Source organism: Enterobacter sp. E20, from assembly GCF_000801755.2.
In the GTDB taxonomy this organism is placed as follows: Bacteria; Pseudomonadota; Gammaproteobacteria; order Enterobacterales; family Enterobacteriaceae; genus Enterobacter; species Enterobacter asburiae_B.
In genome coordinates this window covers 2305629-2326999 of sequence record NZ_CP012999.1, presented here as the reverse complement: position 1 = coordinate 2326999, position 21371 = coordinate 2305629, and the positions used below count along the sequence as shown (strand labels likewise).

Sequence of the window (21371 nt, the reverse complement as noted above, 5' to 3'; positions counted from 1 at the left end):
ACCCCAGCAGAGTAACGATTTCAGAGCAAACCGCAACGCTGTTTACTGCGCGTTTCAGCCTCCTGGTAGAGCGTAAACTCGTCATACACCGGGCATCCCAGCGCGTCTTCAAACGCATCGCGGCTGGCGTTACCGTGGCTGCGGGCCTGGGTTTCGTTCCCGAGGTTGGACTGGAAAATCCCCGCGGCGCTGACCGGGAGGAAATCTTCGTAGGTGATCGGCTGGGCAACCACCCATCCGCGCTCGATCAGGGGCTGCGGATCGTCTCCCGGACGAAACGCATGCCGATGCGCTTCCCCGGCTGGCGTCAGGCGGTAGCGGAAATAAGCCAGCTCCTGACGGCGCATGAGCATTTCGCTGTCCGGGAAGGCGCTAAAGATCTCCCGCAGATGCAGCTGATGGGTCAGGTTATCTTTACCGGTACCGGCCTGGGCGAGGAGGCTATCGTACAGTTCACGGCCTTTCGGGGTCAGCGCCACGCCGCGCTGTTCAATCTCACCGAAGCGCGCGGTGTGGGTGCCTTTATGTTCACCGGCAAACAGCACCGGCTCTTCCAGCGCCTTGAAGCTGGTTTGACGCAATAAGACGGGCACCTCGCGACGCGGCGGCCCTTCGATCAGAATTTTTGGCTCGATACCGTACTTCGGCATCAGCTCCTGCACCCGGTCAATGTCCAGCGTGCGCGGCGTGAGGTGGTTAATGTGGCAGCCCGGGAAGCAGACCACGTCGGCAATCAGACGGTGCTCGTTGTGCAGCGCCAGATAGGTTTCCTGATCGACCGTCGCATGGCGGTGCCAGCGGAAGGTTTCTAACGCTTCCTGCACAAACTCATGGGCCTGTGCGTCAGTAAACTGCCCTTCCGACTCGTGGAGGTCGATCAGTTCCAGGCAGCGCGGGGTGAAGATGTTGCGGTGAGACAGGATCTCCGCGGCCCGCTCGCGCAGCGCGACGTTTTCAATCAGCTCAAGACGCAGCAGCGAGGTAAAGATACGAAACGGATTCCGGCACAGCGCCGCATCCTCTATCGGACGAAACGCCGTTGAGTGGACGGGCACCCCCGCCTGAGAGAGATCGTAATAGCTGACCGGGTACATACCCATAATGGCAAACATACGGCGCAGGGTTAAAAGTTCCTGTGCCGTGCCTACGCGGATCGCCCCGTGACGCTCCACGTTCAGGCGCGCAAGCTCATCGGCGTTAGCCAGTTGCTCATGTAATAGTGGATTATTTTCCAGAACCGCCAGGTTTACGTCCGCAACCAGTTCAAGCAAGGTGCCGTACTGCGGAACTTCCTGCTGGTACATCGCCGACATAGCCTGCGAAAAATGTTCCCGAATGTCATCAGCCGTGATGGTGTTCGCCATGATGTCATGCCTCCAGTGAATATTACCTGGAGTGTAGAGAAACCCGTTCCTTCCGGGGGGAAGAATTTCTGAATTGTGATCTTAAGACGACAGTGGTCAAACCGTGTGCTATCAGGCCCCTGAACAGCGCCGAACGGAACCGCCCTTTCAGCCTGAACGCTTTTATCCAGGATTTTCCTTATAATTATTTAGGGTTCCGCTTTCTATCTATAAAGGAGTATTTTTTGGCTCTCTTCTGAGTGCAAATTAACCAATTCGAGTACGCCATTATTTTTATCCTCAGCTTTCAAATTTTTAGCTCGAAGTTAGGATTAATCTGAATGGTTGTTTACAAGTCCTTCCTGTCTATCCATATTTCCTTTTTAAGCGAAGCGCAAATTTACAAATATTTAAAAATAACGCAACCGCAAATAGCAAAACGCATTTGACGGATGACGCACAGCGACTAGAGTTATTACTCGAACGACGAGTGATACGGAATATTTTCGTATCGTACTGACATAACCAATATATGACTATGAGGTTTAATATGGCAGAGCATCGTGGTGGTTCCGGTAATTTCGCTGAAGACCGTGAAAAAGCATCAGAAGCTGGACGTAAAGGTGGCCAGCATAGCGGTGGGAACTTTAAAAACGATCCGCAACGCGCTTCTGAAGCGGGTAAGAAAGGAGGACAGAACAGTCACGGCGGAGGCCGTAAATCTGATAACTCCTGATCTTATTTAATACTCTTTTAATAAAACCAGAGAGCATGCTGCGGGCTGAAAAGCTCGCAGTACCCTTTCTTTATTTTACCGGAGCGTAATTATTATGAATATGAAAAGCGTCGAGGATGTCTTTATTCATCTTCTGTCGGATACCTACAGCGCAGAAAAGCAGCTTACCCGAGCGTTAAGCAAACTTGCCCGCGCCGCCTCCAGCGAGAAGCTGAGCGCCGCTTTTACCGCACACCTGGAAGAGACGCAGGGTCAGATCGAACGTATCGACCAGATCGTCGAGCAGGAAGACGGCATTAAGCTTAAGCGCATGAAGTGCGTGGCGATGGAAGGCTTAATTGAAGAAGCCAACGAAGTCATCGAAAGCACGGAAAAAAATGAAGTACGTGATGCCGCACTTATTGCCGCCGCGCAAAAAGTCGAACATTACGAAATTGCCAGCTACGGTACCCTTGCCACATTAGCAGAACAACTGGGCTATAAAAAAGCCGTTAAGCTTCTTGCCGAAACGCTGGAAGAAGAAAAAGAGACCGACCTTAAACTCACCGACCTGGCCGTAGGAAATATTAACCAAAAAGCGCAGAAATGACGCAATAATACAGGTTAAATAAAATGAGCATCAGTCCCAGGACAATTAAACGGTGCCATTTAGCGGCAGCCATAATATGGTTCATTCTCGCCATCCCTTCCGTAATATGGTGGAAGAACAGCGTGCTATGGGTCATTATCATCAGCATTTACGCCAATATTGTCGGCCATTTATCTGGCTACAGTGCCGCGCGTGCCGATCAGGCTGCTGAAAGTGAGACCAAATAAGCGAACCCCTAATGAGGATACAATGATGAATCACGTAGAACACTACCATGACTGGCTACGCGATGCCCATGCGATGGAAAAGCAAGCCGAATCTATGCTGGAATCCATGGCCAGCCGTATCGATAATTATCCTGATGTTCGCGCCAGAATTGAGCAGCATATTAATGAGACAAAACGGCAAATTACATTGCTGGAAGAAATCCTCGACCGTAATGATATTTCTCGTTCGGTTTTAAAAGATTCGATGAGCAAAATGGCGGCGCTCGGCCAGTCCATCGGCGGCATGTTCCCGTCGGATGAGATCGTTAAGGGCTCGATCAGCGGCTATGTTTTCGAACAGTTTGAAATAGCCTGTTATACCTCCCTGCTCGCGGCGGCTAAGAAAGCAGGCGACACGGCCTCGGTACCTGCCATCGAGACGATTCTGGCCGAAGAACGCGAAATGGCCGACTGGCTGATTCGCCATATTCCGCAGACCACGGAACAGTTCCTGCTGCGTTCAGACGCATCGGGCGTCGAAGCAAAAAAATAATCAGGGAGAATCGCCATGTTCCGACACGTCAAACAGCTGCAATATACGGTTCGCGTTGCCGAACCGAACCCAGGCCTCGCCAACCTTTTACTGGAACAGTTCGGTGGGCCTCAGGGCGAACTGGCTGCCGCCTGCCGGTACTTTACGCAAGGATTGAGCGATGACGATCCGGGCCGTAAAGATATGCTGATGGATATCGCGACCGAGGAGCTAAGCCACCTCGAAATCATCGGTACCCTGGTCGGCATGCTGAATAAAGGTGCCAAAGGCGCGCTGGCGGAAGGGGTGGAAAACGAGGCCGAGCTGTATCGCTCCATGACCGAAAACGGCAATGACAGCCACATCACCTCCCTGCTCTACGGTGGCGGCACCCCGCTCACTAACTCGGCGGGCGTGCCCTGGACGGCGGCCTACGTCGACACCATCGGCGAGCCGACGGCGGACCTGCGCTCAAACGTGGCAGCAGAGGCCAGAGCGAAAATCATCTATGAACGGCTGATCAACGTGACCGACGATCCCGGCGTAAAGGATGCGCTGGCGTTTCTGATGACGCGCGAGGCGGCGCACCAGCTCTCCTTTGAGAAGGCGCTGCAGTCCATCCGTAATAATTTCCCACCGGGAAAATTGCCGCCAATCGAGGAATTCACCAACAAGTACTACAATATGTCTGAAGGTGGAGAGGTTCGCGGAAGCTGGAACAGCGATAAACATTTCGATTACGTTGAGTCCCCCCAGCCTGCGGTTGACGGCGGCGATGGCAGCGCAAGCGTCACGCTCACGACCGAACAGGCAACCCTGGTCAAGGCGATGTCTGCCCGCACGAAGTCCGATCCACATTCTGACCCGCTGACCGGTGCCGAGCTGGGTGCCGGTAAGACTAAACCGTAATCGGTTTTGCCGGGCAGCCATAAACTGCCCGGCAATTCTCGTGCCCCATCGTTTCAGAGGTACGGACCATGTTCGAACTCGACGCGTTCCATCTGGCCAGAATTCAGTTCGCTTTTACCGTCTCGTTTCATATCCTTTTTCCTGCGATCACCATCGGCCTCGCCAGCTATCTGGTGGTACTGGAGGGCATGTGGCTGCGTACAAAAAATGACGTCTGGCGATCGTTGTACCATTTCTGGCTCAAGATATTTGCCGTTAACTTCGGGATGGGTGTCGTTTCCGGCCTGGTCATGGCGTACCAGTTTGGCACCAACTGGAGCGGGTTCTCACAGTTCGCGGGCAGTATTACCGGCCCTCTTCTGACCTATGAAGTCTTAACCGCCTTCTTCCTTGAAGCCGGTTTCCTTGGCGTCATGATGTTCGGCTGGAATAAGGTCGGCCCGGGCCTGCACTTCTTTTCAACCTGCATGGTGGCGCTCGGCACGCTGATGTCGACCTTCTGGATCCTCGCGTCCAACAGCTGGATGCATACGCCGCAGGGCTTCACTATCGAGAACGGACAGGTTATTCCGCAGGACTGGCTGGCGATCGTCTTTAATCCCTCCTTCCCTTACCGCCTGATTCATATGGCTATCGCCGCGTTTCTGAGCAGCGCCCTGTTTGTCGGCGCGTCGGGCGCATGGCACCTGCTGCGCGGTAACGATACCCCCGCCGTCCGCACCATGTTTTCCATGGCGATGTGGATGGCGCTGCTGGTCGCCCCTATCCAGGCGGTCGTGGGCGATATGCACGGCCTGAACACGCTTGAGCATCAGCCGGCTAAAATTGCCGCCATTGAGGGGCACTGGGAAAACCCGCCCGGCGAGGCCACCCCACTGCTGCTGTTTGGCCTGCCGGATATGGAGGAGGAGCGCACCAAATACGGTCTGGAGATCCCCGCGCTTGGCAGCCTTATCCTGACCCACAGCCTGGATAAGCAGGTCCCGGCGCTGAAGGATTTTCCGAAAGAAGATCGCCCTAATTCGACCATCGTCTTCTGGTCGTTCCGCGTCATGGTCGGGATGGGGCTGCTGATGATTACCCTCGGGCTGATTAGCGTCTGGCTGCGCTATCGTCATCGACTTTTCCACTCTCGCCCGTTCCACTGGTTTGCCCTCTGCATGGGGCCTGCCGGGCTGCTGGCGCTGCTCGCCGGCTGGGTCACCACCGAGGTGGGCCGTCAGCCGTGGGTGGTCTACGGCTATCTGCGCACCATCGACGCGGTATCGCTGCACAGCACCCTGCAGATGAGCATCAGCCTGCTGGCGTTCTTCGTCGTCTACTCGTCGGTGTTTGGGGTGGGCTATGTTTACCTCATCCGGCTGATTAAGAAAGGACCGCAGCCTGTCGATACGCTGACGTCAAACACCTCGGGCACACCCGCCCGTCCGCTGTCTGCCGCTGAGTCTGTTCCTGAACAGGAGAGAAACTGATGGGCGTCGATATCTCAGTTATCTGGTTTGCCATCATCGTCTTTGCCACGCTGATGTACATCATCATGGATGGCTTTGATTTGGGCATCGGCCTGCTGTTTAACTTCGTGGGCGATGCGAAGGAGCGCGATGTGATGGTCAACAGCGTGGCGCCGGTCTGGGACGGCAACGAGACCTGGCTGGTGCTCGGTGGCGCAGGCCTGTTCGGCGCGTTTCCGCTGGCCTATGCGGTGATTATTGATGCGCTCACCATTCCTCTCACCGCGATGCTGATCGGCCTCATCTTCCGCGGCGTCGCCTTTGAGTTCCGCTTCAAAGCCACGCCGTCGCACCGCAAATTCTGGGACTACTCCTTTGCCGGCGGCTCTCTGCTCGCCACCTTCAGCCAGGGCGTGGTGGTGGGCGCCGTGATTAACGGCTTCGACGTTGAGGGGCGGCGTTTCGTCGGCTCCGCGCTTGACTGGCTCACCCCCTTTAACCTCTTCTGCGGTATCGGGCTGGTTGTGGCCTACACGCTGCTGGGCACCACCTGGCTCATCATGAAAAGTGAAGGCGCGCTGCAGGCCCGCATGCGCGAACTGACCCGCCACGTGCTGCTGGCGCTGATGGTCGTCATCGCCGTAGTGAGCATCTGGACGCCGCTCGGCTGGCAGTACGTGGCCGACCGCTGGTTTACCCTGCCCAACTTCTTCTGGTTCCTGCCGGTGCCTCTGCTGGTCGGGCTTTTCAGCGTGCTGATCTGGCGCCTGACCCGCAACCCAGCCAGCCACGCTCGCCCCTTCCTGCTGACGCTGGGGCTTATTTTCCTCGGGTTTAGCGGGCTCGGCATCAGCCTCTGGCCGAACATTATTCCGCCGCGCATCACCCTGTGGGAAGCCGCGGCCCCGCCTGCCAGCCAGCTGTTTATGCTGGTAGGCACGTTACTGATTATTCCGGTGATCCTGGTGTACACCGCCTGGAGCTACTACGTCTTCCGGGGCAAAGTGTCGGATACTGAAGGCTATCACTGAGGAACGCTATGACCGACTGGCATACACGAGCCATTATTTATCAGATTGATACCGCGCTATTTTATGATTTGAACGGCGATGGCTGCGGGGACATCGCCGGGATCGCGGCCAAGCTGCGCTATATACGCCGCATGGGGGCGACGGTCATCTGGATCACCCCGTTTTACCTCACGCCCTTTCTCGATGAAGGCTACGACGTCAGCGACCACCTCCAGGTGGATCCCCGCTTCGGAAAGCTGGCCGATATCATCGCCTTTATCGAGCAGGCCCGCGAGCTGGGCATGCAGGTCATTATCGAGCTGCTGATCCAGCACACGTCGGACGCGCATCCCTGGTTCCAGCAGGCCCGCCGCAACCCGGCGTCACCCTATCGTGATTACTACCTCTGGTCGGATAACGACGAGGACGATACGCCCCCCATGTTTCCCGGCGTGGAAAAGAGCATCTGGACCTGGGACGACGAGGCGGGACAATACTACCGGCACATGTTCTATCGTCACGAGCCGGATCTGAACCTTACCTCGCCCGCGGTGCTTAAAGAGATTGAAAACATCATCCTCTTCTGGCTCAAGCTGGGCGTGTCGGGATTTCGCCTCGACGCCGCATCCCATCTCACCACCCAGGCAGGAAACGGTGATGAAAAAAAGGGTCTGTGGATCCTCGAACATATGCGGCGTCTTATCGAAGAGCGCAATCCGGACGCGATCCTGCTGGGCGAAGTTGACGTAGACGTTGAGCCCTATAAAGACTACTTCGGCAATAACGACCGCCTGAATCTGGTGCTCAACTTCTGGCTCAACAAGTATTTCTACGTCAGCCTGGCCCGCAAAAGCGCCCGCCCGCTGCGCAATGCGGTGAAGAAGATGATCGTCCCGCCTGACTCCTGCTGTTTTGCCAACTGGCTGCGTAATCACGACGAGCTGGATCTGGAAGGCATCAGTCAGAAAGACAAACAGTTTGTCCTCGATACCTTCGCCCCTGATGAGGAGATGAACGTCTATCAGCGCGGGATCCGCCGCCGCCTGGCCCCGATGCTCAACGGCGATCGGAAGCGGCTGGCGTTCTGCCACGCGGTGCTGTTTTCCCTGCCGGGTGTCCCGGTGATGCGCTACGGCGACGAGATCGGCATGGGTGACGACCTGGATCTGGAGGAGCGCTACGCCGTCCGCACGCCGATGCAGTGGGCAGGATCGCAAGGAGGTGGTTTCTCTGCAGCCGACCCGGGAAAATTTATCGCGCCGATTATCGACCATGGCCCTTACCGCTATCAGAAAGTCAACGTCTCCGATTCGCTGCTTCACCACAACTCGCTTCTGCACCGGATCATCGATATTGCCACTACCCGCTCGGAGTTCCCCGAAATCGCCGTTGCGCCCTTTCGCATTATCACAATCGATGATGACGCGGTGCTGGGGCTTTATTACGAGACCGACGAGCGCAGCATCCTGACCTTCGTCAACTTCAGCGACCAGCCGGTGCAGTTCACCGCCAAAGGGATCCGCAACGCCACCTGGACCGCCTGTCTCGAGGACAAGCGCTACGATGACGCGCTGATTTGCGGTAAAACCGTTCAGCTCAGCCTTGGCGGCTACGGCTATCGCTGGTTCTGGACGCACCGTAGCGCGCTGCGCTGACTACGGTTTCCGGCGAGTTATCAGACGCGTCAGCACTATTCCCGCCACCGCGAGGGCGCCAAGGGCCACTTTCCCCGGCATGCCGGAGGTGACGGACGGCGCGCGGGTTTTCGCCTCGTCAGTAAAACGGCCATGGATTTTATGCAGATCGTTAACCGGCTGGTCGAGGTAGTCCCGGCGATCCGGCGCGTTGAGATCGTCGGTCATCTGGCCTTCCCACGCCTTTTTAACCATCAGCCGGTCAAGAAAACCGGGGAAGAAAAATTGCCCGACGATTGACTGGATGGTGCTGCTGCCAACCCACAGCTCGCGCACCGGCTTTTGCGCCACCCTGAAGATGGCGCTGGCGGCCACCTCAGGCTCAAAGACCGGCGGCACCGGGCGCATCGCCCAGGCGAACTTGTTCCTCGCCCATTCGAACTGCGGGGTATTGAGCCCCGGCATCTGGACCATCGAAAGCTGAACCCGGCTGTTCTCATGCATCAGCTCGGTACGCACCGCATCGGTGAACCCACGGATCGCCGCTTTTGCCCCGCAGTAGGCTGACTGCAGCGGAATGGAACGGTAGGCCAGCGCGGAGCCCACCTGGATAATCACCCCCCTGTCGCGCGGAACCATAAGTTCGAGCGCGGCGCGAGTGCCGTTCACGTAGCCGAGGTACGTCACCTCAGTCACGCGCCGAAACTCGTCCGGCGTGAGGGTACGAAACGGCGCCAGCACGGCCCCCATCGCGTTGTTCACCCAGACATCAATCGCGCCGAGGCGATACTCAATTTCGTTAGCGGCATCCACCACCGCCTGGCTGTCGACGACGTCCGCCTGCACGGCGTGGGCATTAACGCCAAAGCGCCGTAGCTCCTCCTGGGTAGAGTGCAGGCTGGCCTCATCGCGGGCGATGAGCCCCACGTCGTAACCCGCCTTTGCAAAGTGCAGCGCCGTGGCTTTTCCCACGCCCGCCGTCCCGCCGGTAATCACTATGACAGCCATAGAACCTCCACGTGAGTTTATCCGTTATTCCCGTCCGACAAGGTTGTCACCAGTTCAGCCAGCGAGTAATGCACCGCTTTTTCGACCACATCCTGACAGTCACCGGAGAAAAGCACGGTGCGGGTCTTCGTCTCGCCGCGTATGTTCCACGCGAAGCAGACCGTCCCCGCCGCCGTGCCGTCGTCGCCCCCTTCCGGGCCCGCATAGCCGCTGATGGCGATGCTAATATCCGCCTTGGCGATGTCGCGGATACTGGCGGCCATTTCGGTTACCGTCTGCTCGCTCACGGCCGTAAACCGCTCAAGCGTCTCGGGACGCACGCCGAGGATCCGCGCTTTAGCTTCATCGCTGAACACGACCAGCCCAACATCATAAAATTCGGCGGTGTTTTCCTCTGCGCAAAGCGCCACCGAGAGTTTTCCGCCCGTGCAGGATTCCGCGGTGGTTAAGCGAAGCCCGAGATCGGTTAATTTGCTCGCCACCTTTTTCGTCAGTTCACCCACGGTATTATTGCTGTCGTGAAAAAGATTGCTCATCTTGCCGCCTCTTATTTCTCGAAAGGAATGATTGAAATATGCCCATTGCGCTCAAGTATGGCATATTTAATGTCGCTTATTTCCGTAATGCCATTATTTTGACGCGCTGACACCAGAATATCATCACAGGACACGTCAACTTTTTTCAGTTTATCGGCTAACGGCACGCCGTTCTCAACAAGAATAACAGGAGTGCCATCCAGAATATTCTCCACCGGCGAGAAATATTTCTTCATCAACCCGAATATAATATCGACCACCACCAGCGTGGTAATGGTAATCATCGCACCGGTAACGGAAAAATCCTGTCCGAGAAGCGCCTGCTGCGTGGCTTCACTAATTATAAGGAGCAGAATGAGATCGAAGCTGGTCATCTGCAGCAGCGCGCGACGCCCGGCCACTTTAAATACCACCACGAGGAACAGATAAATAGCCAGCGCGCGAAAGACCATATCCATATCAGCCTCCTAGGGGTAAATAAATTGCCAGATGTTAATTTCCGGCTCGCTGTTGACGCGGATGACGGTGTTCCATTTACCGGCTCTGGAAGGTGTCGTGAAGAGTAACACGGAGAAGCTGTCTGTTTTTTTCAGGTTGTTATAGACAAAATAGAGAGTCTTCCCGCGGCTGAACATAGCGTCGGGCTGCGGCCAGACGCTGCCGTGCTCATACGCATCGCTGCTCTCGCTGGTCATGCTGAGGACATACTTCCCCTCGCTCTGCACCGGAAACGCGAGCGCCATCCGCGTCTCTGTCTCCCGTCGTCCAAAGCGTTCATAGTCTATGGTCAATGATTTAGAGGAATTCGTTTTGACCGTGTCGCTGACCATTCCGCTGGAAAAAAGACCGGCAATCGCCGCGACGATAATACCCAGCAGAACAATAAAACCCACCTGACGAAACGCGTATTCAAACGTCAGCAAACGATAACTCTCATCTATCCCGGGTAACTTTTCATTTTCACGCTTCATGGCCATCGTCACCGTTTCGCTTATTATCCGATAATTTTGATTTCTAACGCGAATGTTTTTAGGACTTATCACATTTGCCACATAAAGGAATAGCAACAATACTTAATAAGTCAAGACACGCAAAATGAAGGATATCGGATGAAATTATCACTTATTTCCGCTTTATTGATATTTCTGGTTCCGGCCGCATGGGCAGATAATAACGGGGGTTTACAAAAAGGCGAAGCGCCACCGCCTCCCCACGCGCTTGATAGCGGATATCGCGGAACCGACGACGCGCGTATTATGACCATCAGGCAGGCAAAGGAATTGCACGATGGTGCGACAATTTCCTTACGCGGTAATCTTATTGACGGTAGCGGCGATAAGTTTGTATTTCAGGATAAAACCGGAAAAATCGACGTTATTATTCCCCAGGCAGTCTTCGACGGCAGAACGGTAAAACCCGACCAGATGATCAGTATCAACGGTTCGCTTGATAAAAAATCCTCTCCTGCCGTCGTCCGTGTTGATCGTTTGCAGAAATAATTCAGCGAAGCGTTAACGCTGCAGTTATCCATCAAATCTCACCCCTTGGCTTAAGGAGTCAGCTATGAGTGATACTAAACAACGTACGAACGCTTACCCGCAGCCCCCGTTCCCGGAACAGCCGCAAACGCCGCCGGGACTGGCATCCGAAATGCAGCCTGTACCCGACCACGGGGAACAAAGCTATAAAGGACATGGCCGCCTTGCCGGCAAAAAAGCGCTAATTACCGGCGGAGACTCCGGCATTGGTCGCGCGGTCGCTATCGCCTATGCGCGTGAAGGCGCTGACGTTGCCATTAACTACCTGCCCGAAGAGGAAAAAGACGCCGCTGAGGTCATCGAGCTGATCGAAGCGGAAGGCCGCAAGGCCATCGCGTTGCCGGGTGACGTCCGGGACGAAACCTTCTGTCAGAATCTGGTCGAAGAAGCCGTGTCGAAACTGGGCGGGCTGGACATTCTGGTCAACAACGCCGGCCGTCAGCAGTTCCGTGAATCGCTTGAGGAACTGACCACGGAAGATTTTGACGCAACGTTTAAAACCAACGTTTACGCTCCGTTCTGGATCACCAAGGCGGCGCTGCGCCACCTGAAAGCGTCGTCCGTTATCATTAATACCTCCTCCGTTCAGGCGGTGAAGCCCAGCCCCGTGTTGCTGGACTATGCCCAGACGAAAGCCTGTCTGGCGGTATTCACCAAGTCCTTAGCCAAACAGCTGGGTCCGAAAGGCATTCGCGTCAACGCGGTCGCTCCAGGCCCTTACTGGACGGTGCTGCAGTCCAGCGGCGGGCAGCCGATGGAAAAAGTGAAGGAGTTCGGTGGCGACACCCCGCTGGGACGTCCGGGCCAGCCCGTTGAGATTGCCCCGCTGTACGTCACGCTGGCCTCGGATGAATGTTCATTTACGTCCGGCCAGGTGTGGTGCTCCGATGGCGGTGACGGCGTGATCTAAACCGGTAGACAATACCCCTCCGCAATGAGCAATAAATGAACAAGGATGTTCGCTTTTATTCCCCCGCCAAAAAACATGTTGTAACTCAAACAGATCAAATGTTAAAAATATTTTGCTATCAGGTTATCAAAATTAAACAACTTAACTTGTCACCCGCATCGCTCTGTTTTTAACATCGCCTATGGAAAAAAATGGTCTGTTCAGTCAGCGCATACGCTTGCGCCATTTGCATACATTTGTGGCCGTCGCTCAACAGGGAACGCTGGGGCGTGCGGCTGAAACTCTCAACCTGAGCCAGCCTGCGCTCTCAAAAACCCTCAACGAGCTGGAACAGCTGACCGGTGCCCGTCTTTTTGACCGCGGCCGGCTGGGGGCGCAGCTTACCATCGTGGGCGAACAGTTCCTCACGCACGCCGTTAAAGTGCTGGATGCGCTCAATACCGCTGGCCAGTCCCTGCACCGAAAAGAAGAGCAATCCAGTGAGGTGGTGCGCGTGGGCGCTCTGCCTACCGCGGCGCTGGGCATTCTTCCGCCCGTTATCGGCCAGTTCCACAAGCAGCAGCGGCATACCACGATTCAGGTCGCCACCATGAATAACACCATGCTGCTCGCGGGGCTGAAATCCGGCGAACTGGATCTCGGAATCGGGCGCATGTCCGACCCTGAGCTGATGGGCGGCCTCAACTATGAACTGCTGTTCCTGGAGTCTCTGAAGCTGGTGGTTCGTCCCGATCACCCCCTGCTGCAGGACACGGTAACGTTAAGCCGCGTGATGGAGTGGCCGGTAGTGGTCTGCCCAAAAGGGACCGTTCCCCGCCAGACCGCCGAAACCTTGCTGCAAATGCAGGGGTGTACGCTGCCCTCAGGGTGTATCGAAACGCTATCGGCCTCGCTTTCACGCCAGCTTACGCTGGATTATGACTACGTCTGGTTCGTCCCCTCCGGTGCGGTGAAAGATGATTTACGTCAGGGAACGCTGATCGCCCTGCCGATTACCTCCCCCGGCCCCGGTGAACCTATCGGCATTTTGACCCGCGTAGACACGCCGCTTTCAACGGGCGCGCAGACGCTGCTGAGCGCTATTCGTAAATCAATGCCGGTCTGACACTTTTCTCCCTTCACCCTAACCCTTTCTGAAAGGCTGAGGGTTTCCCATAAAATAATGCATGCACAGACGGCCCCCCTCTCCCTCGAGGGAGAGGGCTGGGGTGAGGGGGAACATACGGCTCTGGTGGTCATTCCGTTCACTTTATGTTCCTTGCTACTCTGTAACGACATGGCCTGTGAACGTGCCAGGATGGCTCAGTCGCCACCACCCTGGCGACCCGGGCTCCCGGCGGTAAATCGCCGCTTCGCGGTGCCCTCGGCTTATTCCTTCCGGCTTATCGGGGACGGGCGGAGGTAACATCCCTGTAAAGCCCGCCCTCTCGGCGCATCCCTGCGCCTCGCCCCGGCCTGCAGGAAACGCCTCAGCGATTTACAGCCGGACCAGGACATCGCTATAAATCAGGCAATTTTCAATAGCCACATTCATCGCTTCATGTTGAGAAATTACAGGGGGATCCTGCAGCCCCGATAGGGCGAGCAAACTGTTCCGTCCGACCTCATTTCCTGCGCGCTAACCAATTAATGCGGAATAATCCATTAACAATTGCGTAAAACAATTTAACAGTTTTATCATAGCGACGAGTTCACCAAATGGTTCGTAAATAATTTTACAACCCCGAATTCACCCGTATTAATCATTCTTCCCTCCGCATTTATTACCCAACTGGTACACACCCAGCGACGGGGGGATCTTAAGGAGACAGAAATGGCATTTGGCAGCGCGCCACGTGGGATACCGCGTATCCTGCAGTGGCTCCTTGCCGGACTGATGTTGCTCATCGGTCTGGCAGTCGGCGGGCTGGGCTTTAAGCTCGTCACCGTAGGCGGAAGTGGATACTTCCTGATAATGGGCGTGGTGATGGTGATTGCCGCGATCCTGATTTTCCTCAATCGCAGCAGCGGGATCGTGCTTTACGGCATCGCCTTCATTGCCTCGCTGTTCTGGGCGGTAGGCGATGCGGGCTGGGATTTCTGGCCGCTCTTCTCTCGCCTGTTTACCTTTGCCGTACTGGCCTTCCTCTGCGCCATCGTCTGGCCTTTCCTGCGCGCGGCAAACCACAGCGTTGCGAACAAGGCGCCCGCTTTTGGCGTCGCGGCCGTGCTCGCGGTGGCGATGCTGGTCAGCCTGGGCTGGATGTTTAAGCCGCAGACCCTCGTGGCAGCGAACGAGCCCGTTCCGGTGAAACCCGTCGCCCCCGGCGAGCAGCAAAAGAACTGGGCGCACTGGGGCAATACCACCCACGGCGACCGTTTCGCCGCGCTGGACCAGATTAACAAGCAAAACGTCCGCGATCTGAAAGTCGCGTGGGTTGCGCACACCGGCGATATTCCGCAGAGCAACGGCTCCGGCGCGGAAGATCAGAACACGCCATTGCAGATTGGCGACACGCTGTACGTCTGTACCCCGTACAGTAAAGTGCTGGCGCTGGACGTGGATTCCGGCAAAGAAAAATGGCGCTACGATTCCAAAGCCACGGCGCCTAACTGGCAGCGCTGCCGCGGTCTGGGCTATTTTGAAGACCATTCCAGCGTGACAACGTCACAGGCAGAGACACCGCCTGCGGCATGCCCTCGCCGCCTGTTCCTGCCGACCACCGACGCCCGCCTGATTGCCATCAACGCGGATACCGGCAAGGTCTGCGAAGACTTCGGTGACCATGGCACCGTGGATCTGAGCGTCGGCATGGGCGAGATCAAGCCCGGGTATTATCAGCAGACCTCCACGCCGCTGGTCGCAGGCAATGTTGTCGTCGTCGGCGGTCGCGTCGCGGATAACTACTCCACCGGCGAACCGCCGGGCGTGGTGCGCGCCTACGACGTTCACACCGGTAAACTGGCGTGGGCGTGGGATCCGGGTAATCCAAAACTGACCGGCCTGCCGCCGGAAGGCCAGACCTACACCCGCGGCACGCCGAACGTCTGGTCAGCAATGTCTTACGACGCTAAGCTGAACCTGATCTACCTGCCAACCGGCAACGCCACCCCGGACTTCTGGGCGGGCGAACGTACCGCGCTGGACGATAAGTACAGTTCCTCCATCGTCGCCGTCGACGCGACCACCGGTCAGGTGCGCTGGCATTTCCAGACAACCCACCACGACCTGTGGGACTTTGACCTGCCTTCCCAGCCGCTGCTGTACGACCTGCCCGACGGTAAGGGCGGTACCACGCCCGTGCTGGTGCAGACCAGCAAGCAGGGCATGATCTTCATGCTTAACCGCGAAACCGGCAAGCCGGTGGCGAAGGTAGAAGAACGTCCTGTCCCGGCGGGTAACGTTGAAGGTGAACGCTACTCGCCGACCCAGCCGTATTCCGTTGGCATGCCGATGATTGGCAACCAGACGCTGACCGAATCCGACATGTGGGGGGCGACGCCTGTCGACCTGCTGCTGTGCCGTATTCAGTTTAAAGAGATGCGTCATCAGGGCGTCTTCACCCCGCCGGGTCTCGACCGTTCCCTGCAGTTCCCTGGCTCACTCGGCGGGATGAACTGGGGTAGCGTCTCCGTTGACCCGAACAACAGCCTGATGTTCGTCAACGATATGCGCCTGGGCCTGGCAAACTACATGGTGCCGCGCGCTAACGTGGCGAAAAACGCCAGCGGCATCGAGATGGGCATCGTACCGATGGACGGCACGCCGTTCGGCGCGATGCGCGAACGCTTCCTGTCGCCGCTGGGCATTCCGTGCCAGAAGCCGCCGTTTGGCACCATGTCGGCCGTTGACCTGAAAACCGGCAAGCTGGTGTGGCAGGTGCCTGTCGGCACGGTGGAAGATACCGGGCCGCTGGGCATTCGTATGCACATGCCAATCCCAATCGGCATGCCGACGCTGGGCGCATCACTCTCTACCCAGTCCGGCCTGCTGTTCTTCGCCGGCACGCAGGATTTCTACCTGCGCGCGTTTGATACCGCCACCGGGAAAGAGATCTGGAAAGACCGTCTGCCGGTCGGCAGCCAGTCCGGCCCGATGACCTACGTGTCGCCGAAAACCGGTAAGCAGTACATCATCATCAACGCCGGGGGCGCCCGACAGTCGCCGGATCGCGGGGATTACGTTATCGCGTACGCGTTACCCGATAAGCAATAAGATGTGAAAAAGGGACCGAAAGGTCCCTTTTTTTTGCCCGGTGGCGACTCAGAACGTTTCCCAGTTATCCCCGGAAACCGTCGCCGCCGGACGCAACGGCGCGTTCTTCGCCACTGGCGCAGACGTCACCACGCGGCCTGGCTTTGTACTGCTCAGACGAAACGCGCCGACCGCCTCGGTCAAACGCGCGCCCTGTTCTTCCAGAGACGCGGCGGCCGCAGAGGCTTCTTCCACCAGCGAGGCGTTCTGCTGGGTCACTTTATCCATCTCAGAAATCGCCTGGCTCACCTGCACGATACCGCGGCTCTGCTCATCGGACGCGGCGGCAATCTCCAGCATGATGTCGGTCACGCGTTTAACCGCTTCGACGATTTCATTCATGGTGTTACCGGCAGCCACAACCTCACCGGAGCCCTGGTCGATCAGCGAGACCGATTCGTTAATCAGGCTTTCGATCTCTTTTGCGGCATTCGCACTGCGGCTTGCAAGGGTTCGGACTTCGCTTGCCACCACGGCAAACCCGCGCCCCTGCTCGCCCGCCCGCGCCGCTTCTACCGCCGCGTTAAGCGCCAGGATATTGGTCTGGAACGCAATGCTGTTGATGACGGCGGTGATCTCGGAGATTTTTTTCGAACTGGTGGAGATATTGCCCATGGTTTTGACCACGCCGGAGACCATCTGGCCGCCGCGGCTGGCTTTCCCGGAGGCATCTTCCGCCAGCTTGCTGGCATGATGGGCGTTATCGGCGTTCTGTTTCACCGTCGCGGTAAGCTGTTCCATGCTTGCGGCGGTTTGCTCAATGGCCGCAGCCTGCTGTTCGGTACGCGAAGAGAGATCGGTGTTACCGGCGGAAATCTCGCTGGTGCCGCGGTAGATCTCTTCCGCCCCCTGACGTACGGTGCCCACCGTGTTTTCAAGCGAGTGCTGCATGGTTTGCAGATCGCGCGTCAGGAGGCCAATTTCGCTGCGCCCGGCCACGTCGTCCGGCATCGTCAGGTCGCCTTTGGCGATATTCTCGATACGTTTCGCTGCACGCTGCAAAGGATTGATTACCGTGCGGCGCAGCACGACAAAGGTCATCGCCGTAAGCACCAGCGCCAGCGCAAACGCGCCCACCATAAACATCAGGCCCAGCTGCGTGCGGCTGTGCGCCTGGGCCGTCAGCGCATTGGCACGCTCGGTACGGATCTTAATCGCCTTCAGCAGCACGGCGTTGTAAGCGTCATCCAGCGGACGCGCCGTTTCGTTTTCGTGGTTGATAATCGCTTCGAACATGCCGTTTTTGGCGAATTTCACCATCGGCTGCATGCCCGCAATATAGGCGTCGTACCGCGCCTTGAGATCCTCATCCAGCGCTGCACCCTCAGCGGTACGCACGGCACGATTCATATAGGCGGTAAAGCTCTCCTGGGACTGCTTAATACGCGTTTCCGCCTCGCTGATGTTCTGCTTCATCGCATCCATCTCCGCGATACGGCTTGCCGCACCGGCGTGGATCAGATTGATACGCGCGGTACGCAGATGGTTTGAGCTGTTCGACAGCCCCATACGCACCTGAATTTCGGACGTGACATCCTGCTGATCGTTATCGGCCTGCAGCAGGAAATACCCCGCCAGACTCGAGCTCAAGGCGAACAGAAGAATAATGCCACCGAGAATGGAGGAAAACAGCGGAACCAGCCTGATGTGATGCAAGAAGCTCAGCTTGCGCTGCGCCTGCATCGAAGTAGTGTTGTCCATGACCGTCGACTCTCTTGTAGGTAAGATGCGTAAAAACACGCCTGTTAAATAGTCATCGGCACGGCAGAGATTTAGATTACGGCTAAAAACGCCGCACTGGTCACACTTTAGAGAAGATTATTAAAGAAACGCCAGCGGTGAAAAACCGCTGGCAGAAGAGCTACTTGTCGCCGAAATGAATGACAGTACGGATGGATTTTCCTTCGTGCATCAGATCGAACGCGTCGTTGATCTGCTCCAGCGGCAAGCGGTGGGTAATGAACGGGTCGAGCTGAATCTTGCCGACCATAGCATCTTCAACCATACCCGGAAGCTGGGTACGGCCCTTCACGCCGCCAAACGCGGAACCGCGCCATACGCGACCGGTGACCAGCTGGAACGGACGGGTTTTAATCTCCTGGCCCGCGCCGGCCACGCCAATGATGATGCTCTCGCCCCAGCCTTTGTGGCAGCATTCGAGTGCGGAACGCATCACGTTCACGTTGCCGATACATTCGAAGCTGAAGTCAACGCCGCCGTCGGTCATCTCAACGATGACGTCCTGAATCGGTTTTTCGTGATCTTTCGGGTTCACGAAATCGGTCGCGCCCATTTCACCCGCCAGCCTGAATTTCTCCGGGTTGGTGTCGACCGCGATGATACGCCCGGCCTTCGCCTGCACCGCGCCCTGAATCACCGCCAGACCAATGCCGCCGAGACCGAACACCGCCACGGTGTCGCCCTCTTTGACTTTTGCCGTGTTATGCACCGCGCCAATTCCGGTGGTCACGCCGCAGCCCAGCAGGCAGACTTTATCCAGCGGCGCCTGCGGGTTCACCTTCGCCAGGGAAATTTCCGCGCAAACGGTGTACTCGCTGAAGGTGCTGGTGCCCATGTAGTGGTAAACAGGCTCGCCGTTATAGGAGAAACGGGTGGTACCGTCCGGCATCAGCCCTTTCCCCTGAGTGGCGCGAACCGCCTGGCAGAGGTTGGTTTTACCGGATTTACAGAACTTACACTCGCCGCATTCCGCGGTGTACAGAGGGATAACGTGATCGCCAGGCTTCAGGCTGGTCACGCCCTCGCCCACTTCCACCACAATCCCGCCGCCTTCATGACCCAGCACCGCCGGGAAGACGCCTTCCGGATCGTCACCGGAGAGCGTAAACGCATCGGTATGGCACACGCCGGTATGGGTGATTTTGATCAGCACTTCGCCTTTCTTCGGCGGTGCCACGTCGATTTCAACGATTTTCAGCGGCTGTCCGGGACCAAATGCAACTGCAGCGCGAGATTTCATCATGTCTTCCCTTTTTGTCAGGTGTGTGGGTTTATTTTAGATAAGAGCGCAGCAAATGGCCGACTTCCGCCATGCGTACGGCTCGCTGATCCGGCGTGGTTTCCCCCGTCACCAGCTCATCTTTGAGGTGAATTTCAACCATTTCGCCCATCAGGCCATTGGCAGCCCCGCGCACGGCGGCGATTTGCTGCAAAATGGCCAGACAGGGGTCGCCCGACTCCAGCGCGCGTTCAAGGGCATCAACCTGGCCCCGAATGCGGCGGACGCGAGTAAGAATACGTTTTTTATCTTCGGGTGAATGCGGCATACGCCCTCCTGATACTATAGGGGGGTATGGTATCCTTTGATGCGATTTTATGTAAACATTAAATTTTAATATTTATCATCCAGCTACTTCACTTAGCGTCTGCTCAGCATGACATTAAAATTTTTCAGATACTCCATGTTTTTCGTTCTGACAGGTCCATAGCCTTTTTGACCGGCTTCCTGTTGATTAGTACACTGTGATATTAGTAATGTCTTCATTAGCAACGTAAAGGGCTCCCTGTAAAGAAGCGTTTCTCCGAATAAGAGCTCATCAGTATTCTCCGTGAGGCCGAAGCTGAATTTTCTGCTACGGAATTCTGACGTATGCACGTTATTTCAGACGCCAAATTCTACATCTGGCGCAAGAAGTTTGGCTGCATGGAAGTCCCTGAGGTGAAGAGGCTCAATTCGCTTGAAGAGGAGAACACCCGGCCCAAGAAATTACTTGCTGAAGCCATGCTGAATAAGGAGGCGATTCAGATGGCTCTTGGTCGTAAATACTGACTACAGACCAGAGACGGGAAGCTGTGTTGATATGTGATGCGACTGGCCTGTCGCAACGTCGTATCTACAGACATAGAGGTGTGCACTTGTCAGTCTGTCGACCCGCAGCTATGACGCTAAGTGTCTGATGCCTGTTTATTAGGCCGCATCTCTGGGCTGGCGCTAGAACACAGTCGTTTTGGTAATCGGCGCATTTGACGGTTACTCCGTCCGGAGGGCCTTCACATCAATCACAAGCGGGTACAACGCATTTACTACTTTAACTGACTGAGCGTAAAACGTAGACAACGCCGTAAAGGACTGGCGATCAAAAGGTTTCCGCTTCTGCATCCGGACGAACCGAATCTGATCAGGTCGATGGATTTCGTTATGAATCCATTGACTACTGGTCGCAGGATCGAGTGCCTGACCAACATGGATGATTTGAGAGATGAGTGCCTGGCAATTACCGTCGCATTCGGGGTTTCAGGCGTATAGGTTACGCGTATTCTGGACAGTATTGCGCTGTTTCATAGTTTATTCAGCTGCTATAAGAACCGTTCAGGGACTGGAATTCACCTGCTGCGCAATGAATTCAGTAGGCTTTTTAGTATAGGGTGGAACTGAGTCTTATCCAGTCAAACGAGATTCAGTACGGATTGATTGAGATTTACACATACAATTTTAAATGAGCACCTGAACGAGCACTGGTTAAGATATATTTTCACTTTAGGAAAACGATTAATTTCTAGTGATTGGATTATGATGAGTGTCCTCCACATCATCGCTGGATTACCAGACTCCAGCTGAATTTGCAGCCGACTGGTGAAATGAGGGTATGGATAAAAACCAACATTACTAATAGAAGGCTGTATTTAATCCTTGGTCAGGTTACCGCCATGAAATTATAATATCCTTACCAGTCAATGTATCTTCTCACCACTCAATTAAGCGTACGTTCCATAA

Annotated in this window: 20 protein-coding genes and 1 pseudogene; 13 read left to right on the top strand and 8 right to left on the bottom strand. The window is 56.1% G+C overall.

Going from position 1 to position 21371, the window contains the following annotated elements:
• Nucleotides 1–20 precede the first annotated feature (20 nt).
• A complete protein-coding gene (hglS, locus tag NI40_RS10960) occupies nucleotides 21–1364 on the bottom strand; it encodes a 2-oxoadipate dioxygenase/decarboxylase HglS (protein ID WP_039262521.1) in 1344 nt (447 codons plus the stop codon).
• Between the two features lie 529 nt (nucleotides 1365–1893).
• Between hglS and NI40_RS10955 the strand changes: the two genes are divergently transcribed.
• From NI40_RS10955 to NI40_RS10920, 8 genes are all read left to right on the top strand, one after another.
• Entirely contained in the window at nucleotides 1894–2079 is a 186-nt protein-coding gene (locus tag NI40_RS10955; RefSeq protein ID WP_004150795.1) for a general stress protein, read from the top strand.
• Nucleotides 2080–2173: 94 nt separating this feature from the next.
• The gene (locus NI40_RS10950) at nucleotides 2174–2668 is read left to right on the top strand and encodes a YciE/YciF ferroxidase family protein (protein ID WP_008502272.1); all 495 of its coding nucleotides are present in this window, start codon (nucleotides 2174–2176) and stop codon (nucleotides 2666–2668) included.
• Nucleotides 2669–2691: 23 nt separating this feature from the next.
• Nucleotides 2692–2895 (top strand): hypothetical protein, encoded by a 204-nt coding sequence (locus NI40_RS10945; protein WP_008502273.1) that lies wholly within the window; start codon nucleotides 2692–2694, stop codon nucleotides 2893–2895.
• 25 nt (nucleotides 2896–2920) lie between these two features.
• On the top strand, nucleotides 2921–3427 hold the full coding sequence (locus NI40_RS10940; protein ID WP_014831871.1) for a ferritin-like domain-containing protein: 507 nt from the start codon (nucleotides 2921–2923) through the stop codon (nucleotides 3425–3427).
• Nucleotides 3428–3442: 15 nt separating this feature from the next.
• The gene (locus NI40_RS10935) at nucleotides 3443–4315 is read left to right on the top strand and encodes a manganese catalase family protein (protein ID WP_008502274.1); all 873 of its coding nucleotides are present in this window, start codon (nucleotides 3443–3445) and stop codon (nucleotides 4313–4315) included.
• Between the two features lie 68 nt (nucleotides 4316–4383).
• A complete protein-coding gene (locus NI40_RS10930) occupies nucleotides 4384–5787 on the top strand; it encodes a cytochrome ubiquinol oxidase subunit I (protein ID WP_033145500.1) in 1404 nt (467 codons plus the stop codon).
• Nucleotides 5787–6797, top strand: a complete 1011-nt coding sequence (gene cydB / locus NI40_RS10925; protein ID WP_039262523.1) for a cytochrome d ubiquinol oxidase subunit II — start codon at nucleotides 5787–5789, stop codon at nucleotides 6795–6797. Before NI40_RS10930 ends, cydB begins: the two co-directional genes overlap by 1 nt.
• Nucleotides 6798–6805: 8 nt before the next feature.
• Nucleotides 6806–8431, top strand: a complete 1626-nt coding sequence (locus NI40_RS10920; protein WP_039262524.1) for an alpha-amylase family protein — start codon at nucleotides 6806–6808, stop codon at nucleotides 8429–8431.
• Here NI40_RS10920 and NI40_RS10915 read toward each other — a convergent pair whose 3' ends face one another.
• The 4 genes from NI40_RS10915 to NI40_RS10900 are packed head-to-tail and all read right to left on the bottom strand — an operon-like array spanning nucleotide 8432 to nucleotide 10925.
• Entirely contained in the window at nucleotides 8432–9418 is a 987-nt protein-coding gene (locus NI40_RS10915; RefSeq protein WP_039262526.1) for an SDR family oxidoreductase, read from the bottom strand. It lies immediately after the preceding gene.
• Between the two features lie 17 nt (nucleotides 9419–9435).
• Nucleotides 9436–9954, bottom strand: a complete 519-nt coding sequence (locus tag NI40_RS10910) for a 2-oxo-tetronate isomerase (protein WP_039262527.1) — start codon at nucleotides 9952–9954, stop codon at nucleotides 9436–9438.
• A gap of 11 nt (nucleotides 9955–9965) precedes the next feature.
• Nucleotides 9966–10412, bottom strand: a complete 447-nt coding sequence (locus NI40_RS10905) for a DUF421 domain-containing protein (protein WP_023311671.1) — start codon at nucleotides 10410–10412, stop codon at nucleotides 9966–9968.
• A gap of 9 nt (nucleotides 10413–10421) precedes the next feature.
• Nucleotides 10422–10925: a hypothetical protein gene (locus NI40_RS10900; RefSeq protein WP_039262626.1), complete on the bottom strand. Its 504-nt coding sequence runs from the start codon at nucleotides 10923–10925 to the stop codon at nucleotides 10422–10424.
• Between the two features lie 138 nt (nucleotides 10926–11063).
• Between NI40_RS10900 and NI40_RS10895 the strand changes: the two genes are divergently transcribed.
• The 4 genes from NI40_RS10895 to NI40_RS10880 all read left to right on the top strand — a co-directional run bounded on the left by NI40_RS10895 (nucleotide 11064) and on the right by NI40_RS10880 (nucleotide 16597).
• Nucleotides 11064–11453, top strand: a complete 390-nt coding sequence (locus NI40_RS10895) for a YdeI family stress tolerance OB fold protein (protein WP_039262530.1) — start codon at nucleotides 11064–11066, stop codon at nucleotides 11451–11453.
• Nucleotides 11454–11517: 64 nt separating this feature from the next.
• The gene (locus NI40_RS10890) at nucleotides 11518–12402 is read left to right on the top strand and encodes an SDR family oxidoreductase (RefSeq protein ID WP_033145496.1); all 885 of its coding nucleotides are present in this window, start codon (nucleotides 11518–11520) and stop codon (nucleotides 12400–12402) included.
• A 181-nt stretch (nucleotides 12403–12583) separates the two neighbouring features.
• Nucleotides 12584–13507, top strand: coding sequence for a LysR substrate-binding domain-containing protein (locus NI40_RS10885; protein ID WP_033145495.1), 924 nt, complete (start codon nucleotides 12584–12586; stop codon nucleotides 13505–13507).
• Between the two features lie 708 nt (nucleotides 13508–14215).
• Complete coding sequence (locus tag NI40_RS10880) at nucleotides 14216–16597, top strand: glucose/quinate/shikimate family membrane-bound PQQ-dependent dehydrogenase (protein ID WP_039262531.1); 2382 nt, start codon at nucleotides 14216–14218, stop codon at nucleotides 16595–16597.
• A gap of 48 nt (nucleotides 16598–16645) precedes the next feature.
• On the opposite strand, the gene NI40_RS10875 is transcribed toward NI40_RS10880, so the two are convergent.
• The 3 genes from NI40_RS10875 to NI40_RS10865 form a co-directional block, all read right to left on the bottom strand.
• The gene (locus tag NI40_RS10875; RefSeq protein ID WP_039262532.1) at nucleotides 16646–18337 is read right to left on the bottom strand and encodes a methyl-accepting chemotaxis protein; all 1692 of its coding nucleotides are present in this window, start codon (nucleotides 18335–18337) and stop codon (nucleotides 16646–16648) included.
• A gap of 160 nt (nucleotides 18338–18497) precedes the next feature.
• Entirely contained in the window at nucleotides 18498–19616 is a 1119-nt protein-coding gene (locus NI40_RS10870) for an S-(hydroxymethyl)glutathione dehydrogenase/class III alcohol dehydrogenase (RefSeq protein ID WP_033146534.1), read from the bottom strand.
• A gap of 31 nt (nucleotides 19617–19647) precedes the next feature.
• Complete coding sequence (locus tag NI40_RS10865) at nucleotides 19648–19923, bottom strand: metal/formaldehyde-sensitive transcriptional repressor (RefSeq protein WP_003857256.1); 276 nt, start codon at nucleotides 19921–19923, stop codon at nucleotides 19648–19650.
• A 269-nt stretch (nucleotides 19924–20192) separates the two neighbouring features.
• Between NI40_RS10865 and NI40_RS24105 the strand changes: the two are divergent.
• Nucleotides 20193–21234, top strand: a pseudogene (locus tag NI40_RS24105) (IS3 family transposase).
• Nucleotides 21235–21371 lie beyond the last annotated feature (137 nt).

What these genes read in the sequence shown, in the direction of transcription:
- hglS (WP_039262521.1), bottom strand. Translation starts at nt 1,364, where the DNA reads ATGGCGAACACCATCACGGCTGATGACATTCGGGAACATTTTTCGCAG.
- NI40_RS10955 (WP_004150795.1), top strand. Translation starts at nt 1,894, where the DNA reads ATGGCAGAGCATCGTGGTGGTTCCGGTAATTTCGCTGAAGACCGTGAA.
- NI40_RS10950 (WP_008502272.1), top strand. Translation starts at nt 2,174, where the DNA reads ATGAATATGAAAAGCGTCGAGGATGTCTTTATTCATCTTCTGTCGGAT.
- NI40_RS10945 (WP_008502273.1), top strand. Translation starts at nt 2,692, where the DNA reads ATGAGCATCAGTCCCAGGACAATTAAACGGTGCCATTTAGCGGCAGCC.
- NI40_RS10940 (WP_014831871.1), top strand. Translation starts at nt 2,921, where the DNA reads ATGAATCACGTAGAACACTACCATGACTGGCTACGCGATGCCCATGCG.
- NI40_RS10935 (WP_008502274.1), top strand. Translation starts at nt 3,443, where the DNA reads ATGTTCCGACACGTCAAACAGCTGCAATATACGGTTCGCGTTGCCGAA.
- NI40_RS10930 (WP_033145500.1), top strand. Translation starts at nt 4,384, where the DNA reads ATGTTCGAACTCGACGCGTTCCATCTGGCCAGAATTCAGTTCGCTTTT.
- cydB (WP_039262523.1), top strand. Translation starts at nt 5,787, where the DNA reads ATGGGCGTCGATATCTCAGTTATCTGGTTTGCCATCATCGTCTTTGCC.
- NI40_RS10920 (WP_039262524.1), top strand. Translation starts at nt 6,806, where the DNA reads ATGACCGACTGGCATACACGAGCCATTATTTATCAGATTGATACCGCG.
- NI40_RS10915 (WP_039262526.1), bottom strand. Translation starts at nt 9,418, where the DNA reads ATGGCTGTCATAGTGATTACCGGCGGGACGGCGGGCGTGGGAAAAGCC.
- NI40_RS10910 (WP_039262527.1), bottom strand. Translation starts at nt 9,954, where the DNA reads ATGAGCAATCTTTTTCACGACAGCAATAATACCGTGGGTGAACTGACG.
- NI40_RS10905 (WP_023311671.1), bottom strand. Translation starts at nt 10,412, where the DNA reads ATGGATATGGTCTTTCGCGCGCTGGCTATTTATCTGTTCCTCGTGGTG.
- NI40_RS10900 (WP_039262626.1), bottom strand. Translation starts at nt 10,925, where the DNA reads ATGAAGCGTGAAAATGAAAAGTTACCCGGGATAGATGAGAGTTATCGT.
- NI40_RS10895 (WP_039262530.1), top strand. Translation starts at nt 11,064, where the DNA reads ATGAAATTATCACTTATTTCCGCTTTATTGATATTTCTGGTTCCGGCC.
- NI40_RS10890 (WP_033145496.1), top strand. Translation starts at nt 11,518, where the DNA reads ATGAGTGATACTAAACAACGTACGAACGCTTACCCGCAGCCCCCGTTC.
- NI40_RS10885 (WP_033145495.1), top strand. Translation starts at nt 12,584, where the DNA reads ATGGAAAAAAATGGTCTGTTCAGTCAGCGCATACGCTTGCGCCATTTG.
- NI40_RS10880 (WP_039262531.1), top strand. Translation starts at nt 14,216, where the DNA reads ATGGCATTTGGCAGCGCGCCACGTGGGATACCGCGTATCCTGCAGTGG.
- NI40_RS10875 (WP_039262532.1), bottom strand. Translation starts at nt 18,337, where the DNA reads ATGGACAACACTACTTCGATGCAGGCGCAGCGCAAGCTGAGCTTCTTG.
- NI40_RS10870 (WP_033146534.1), bottom strand. Translation starts at nt 19,616, where the DNA reads ATGAAATCTCGCGCTGCAGTTGCATTTGGTCCCGGACAGCCGCTGAAA.
- NI40_RS10865 (WP_003857256.1), bottom strand. Translation starts at nt 19,923, where the DNA reads ATGCCGCATTCACCCGAAGATAAAAAACGTATTCTTACTCGCGTCCGC.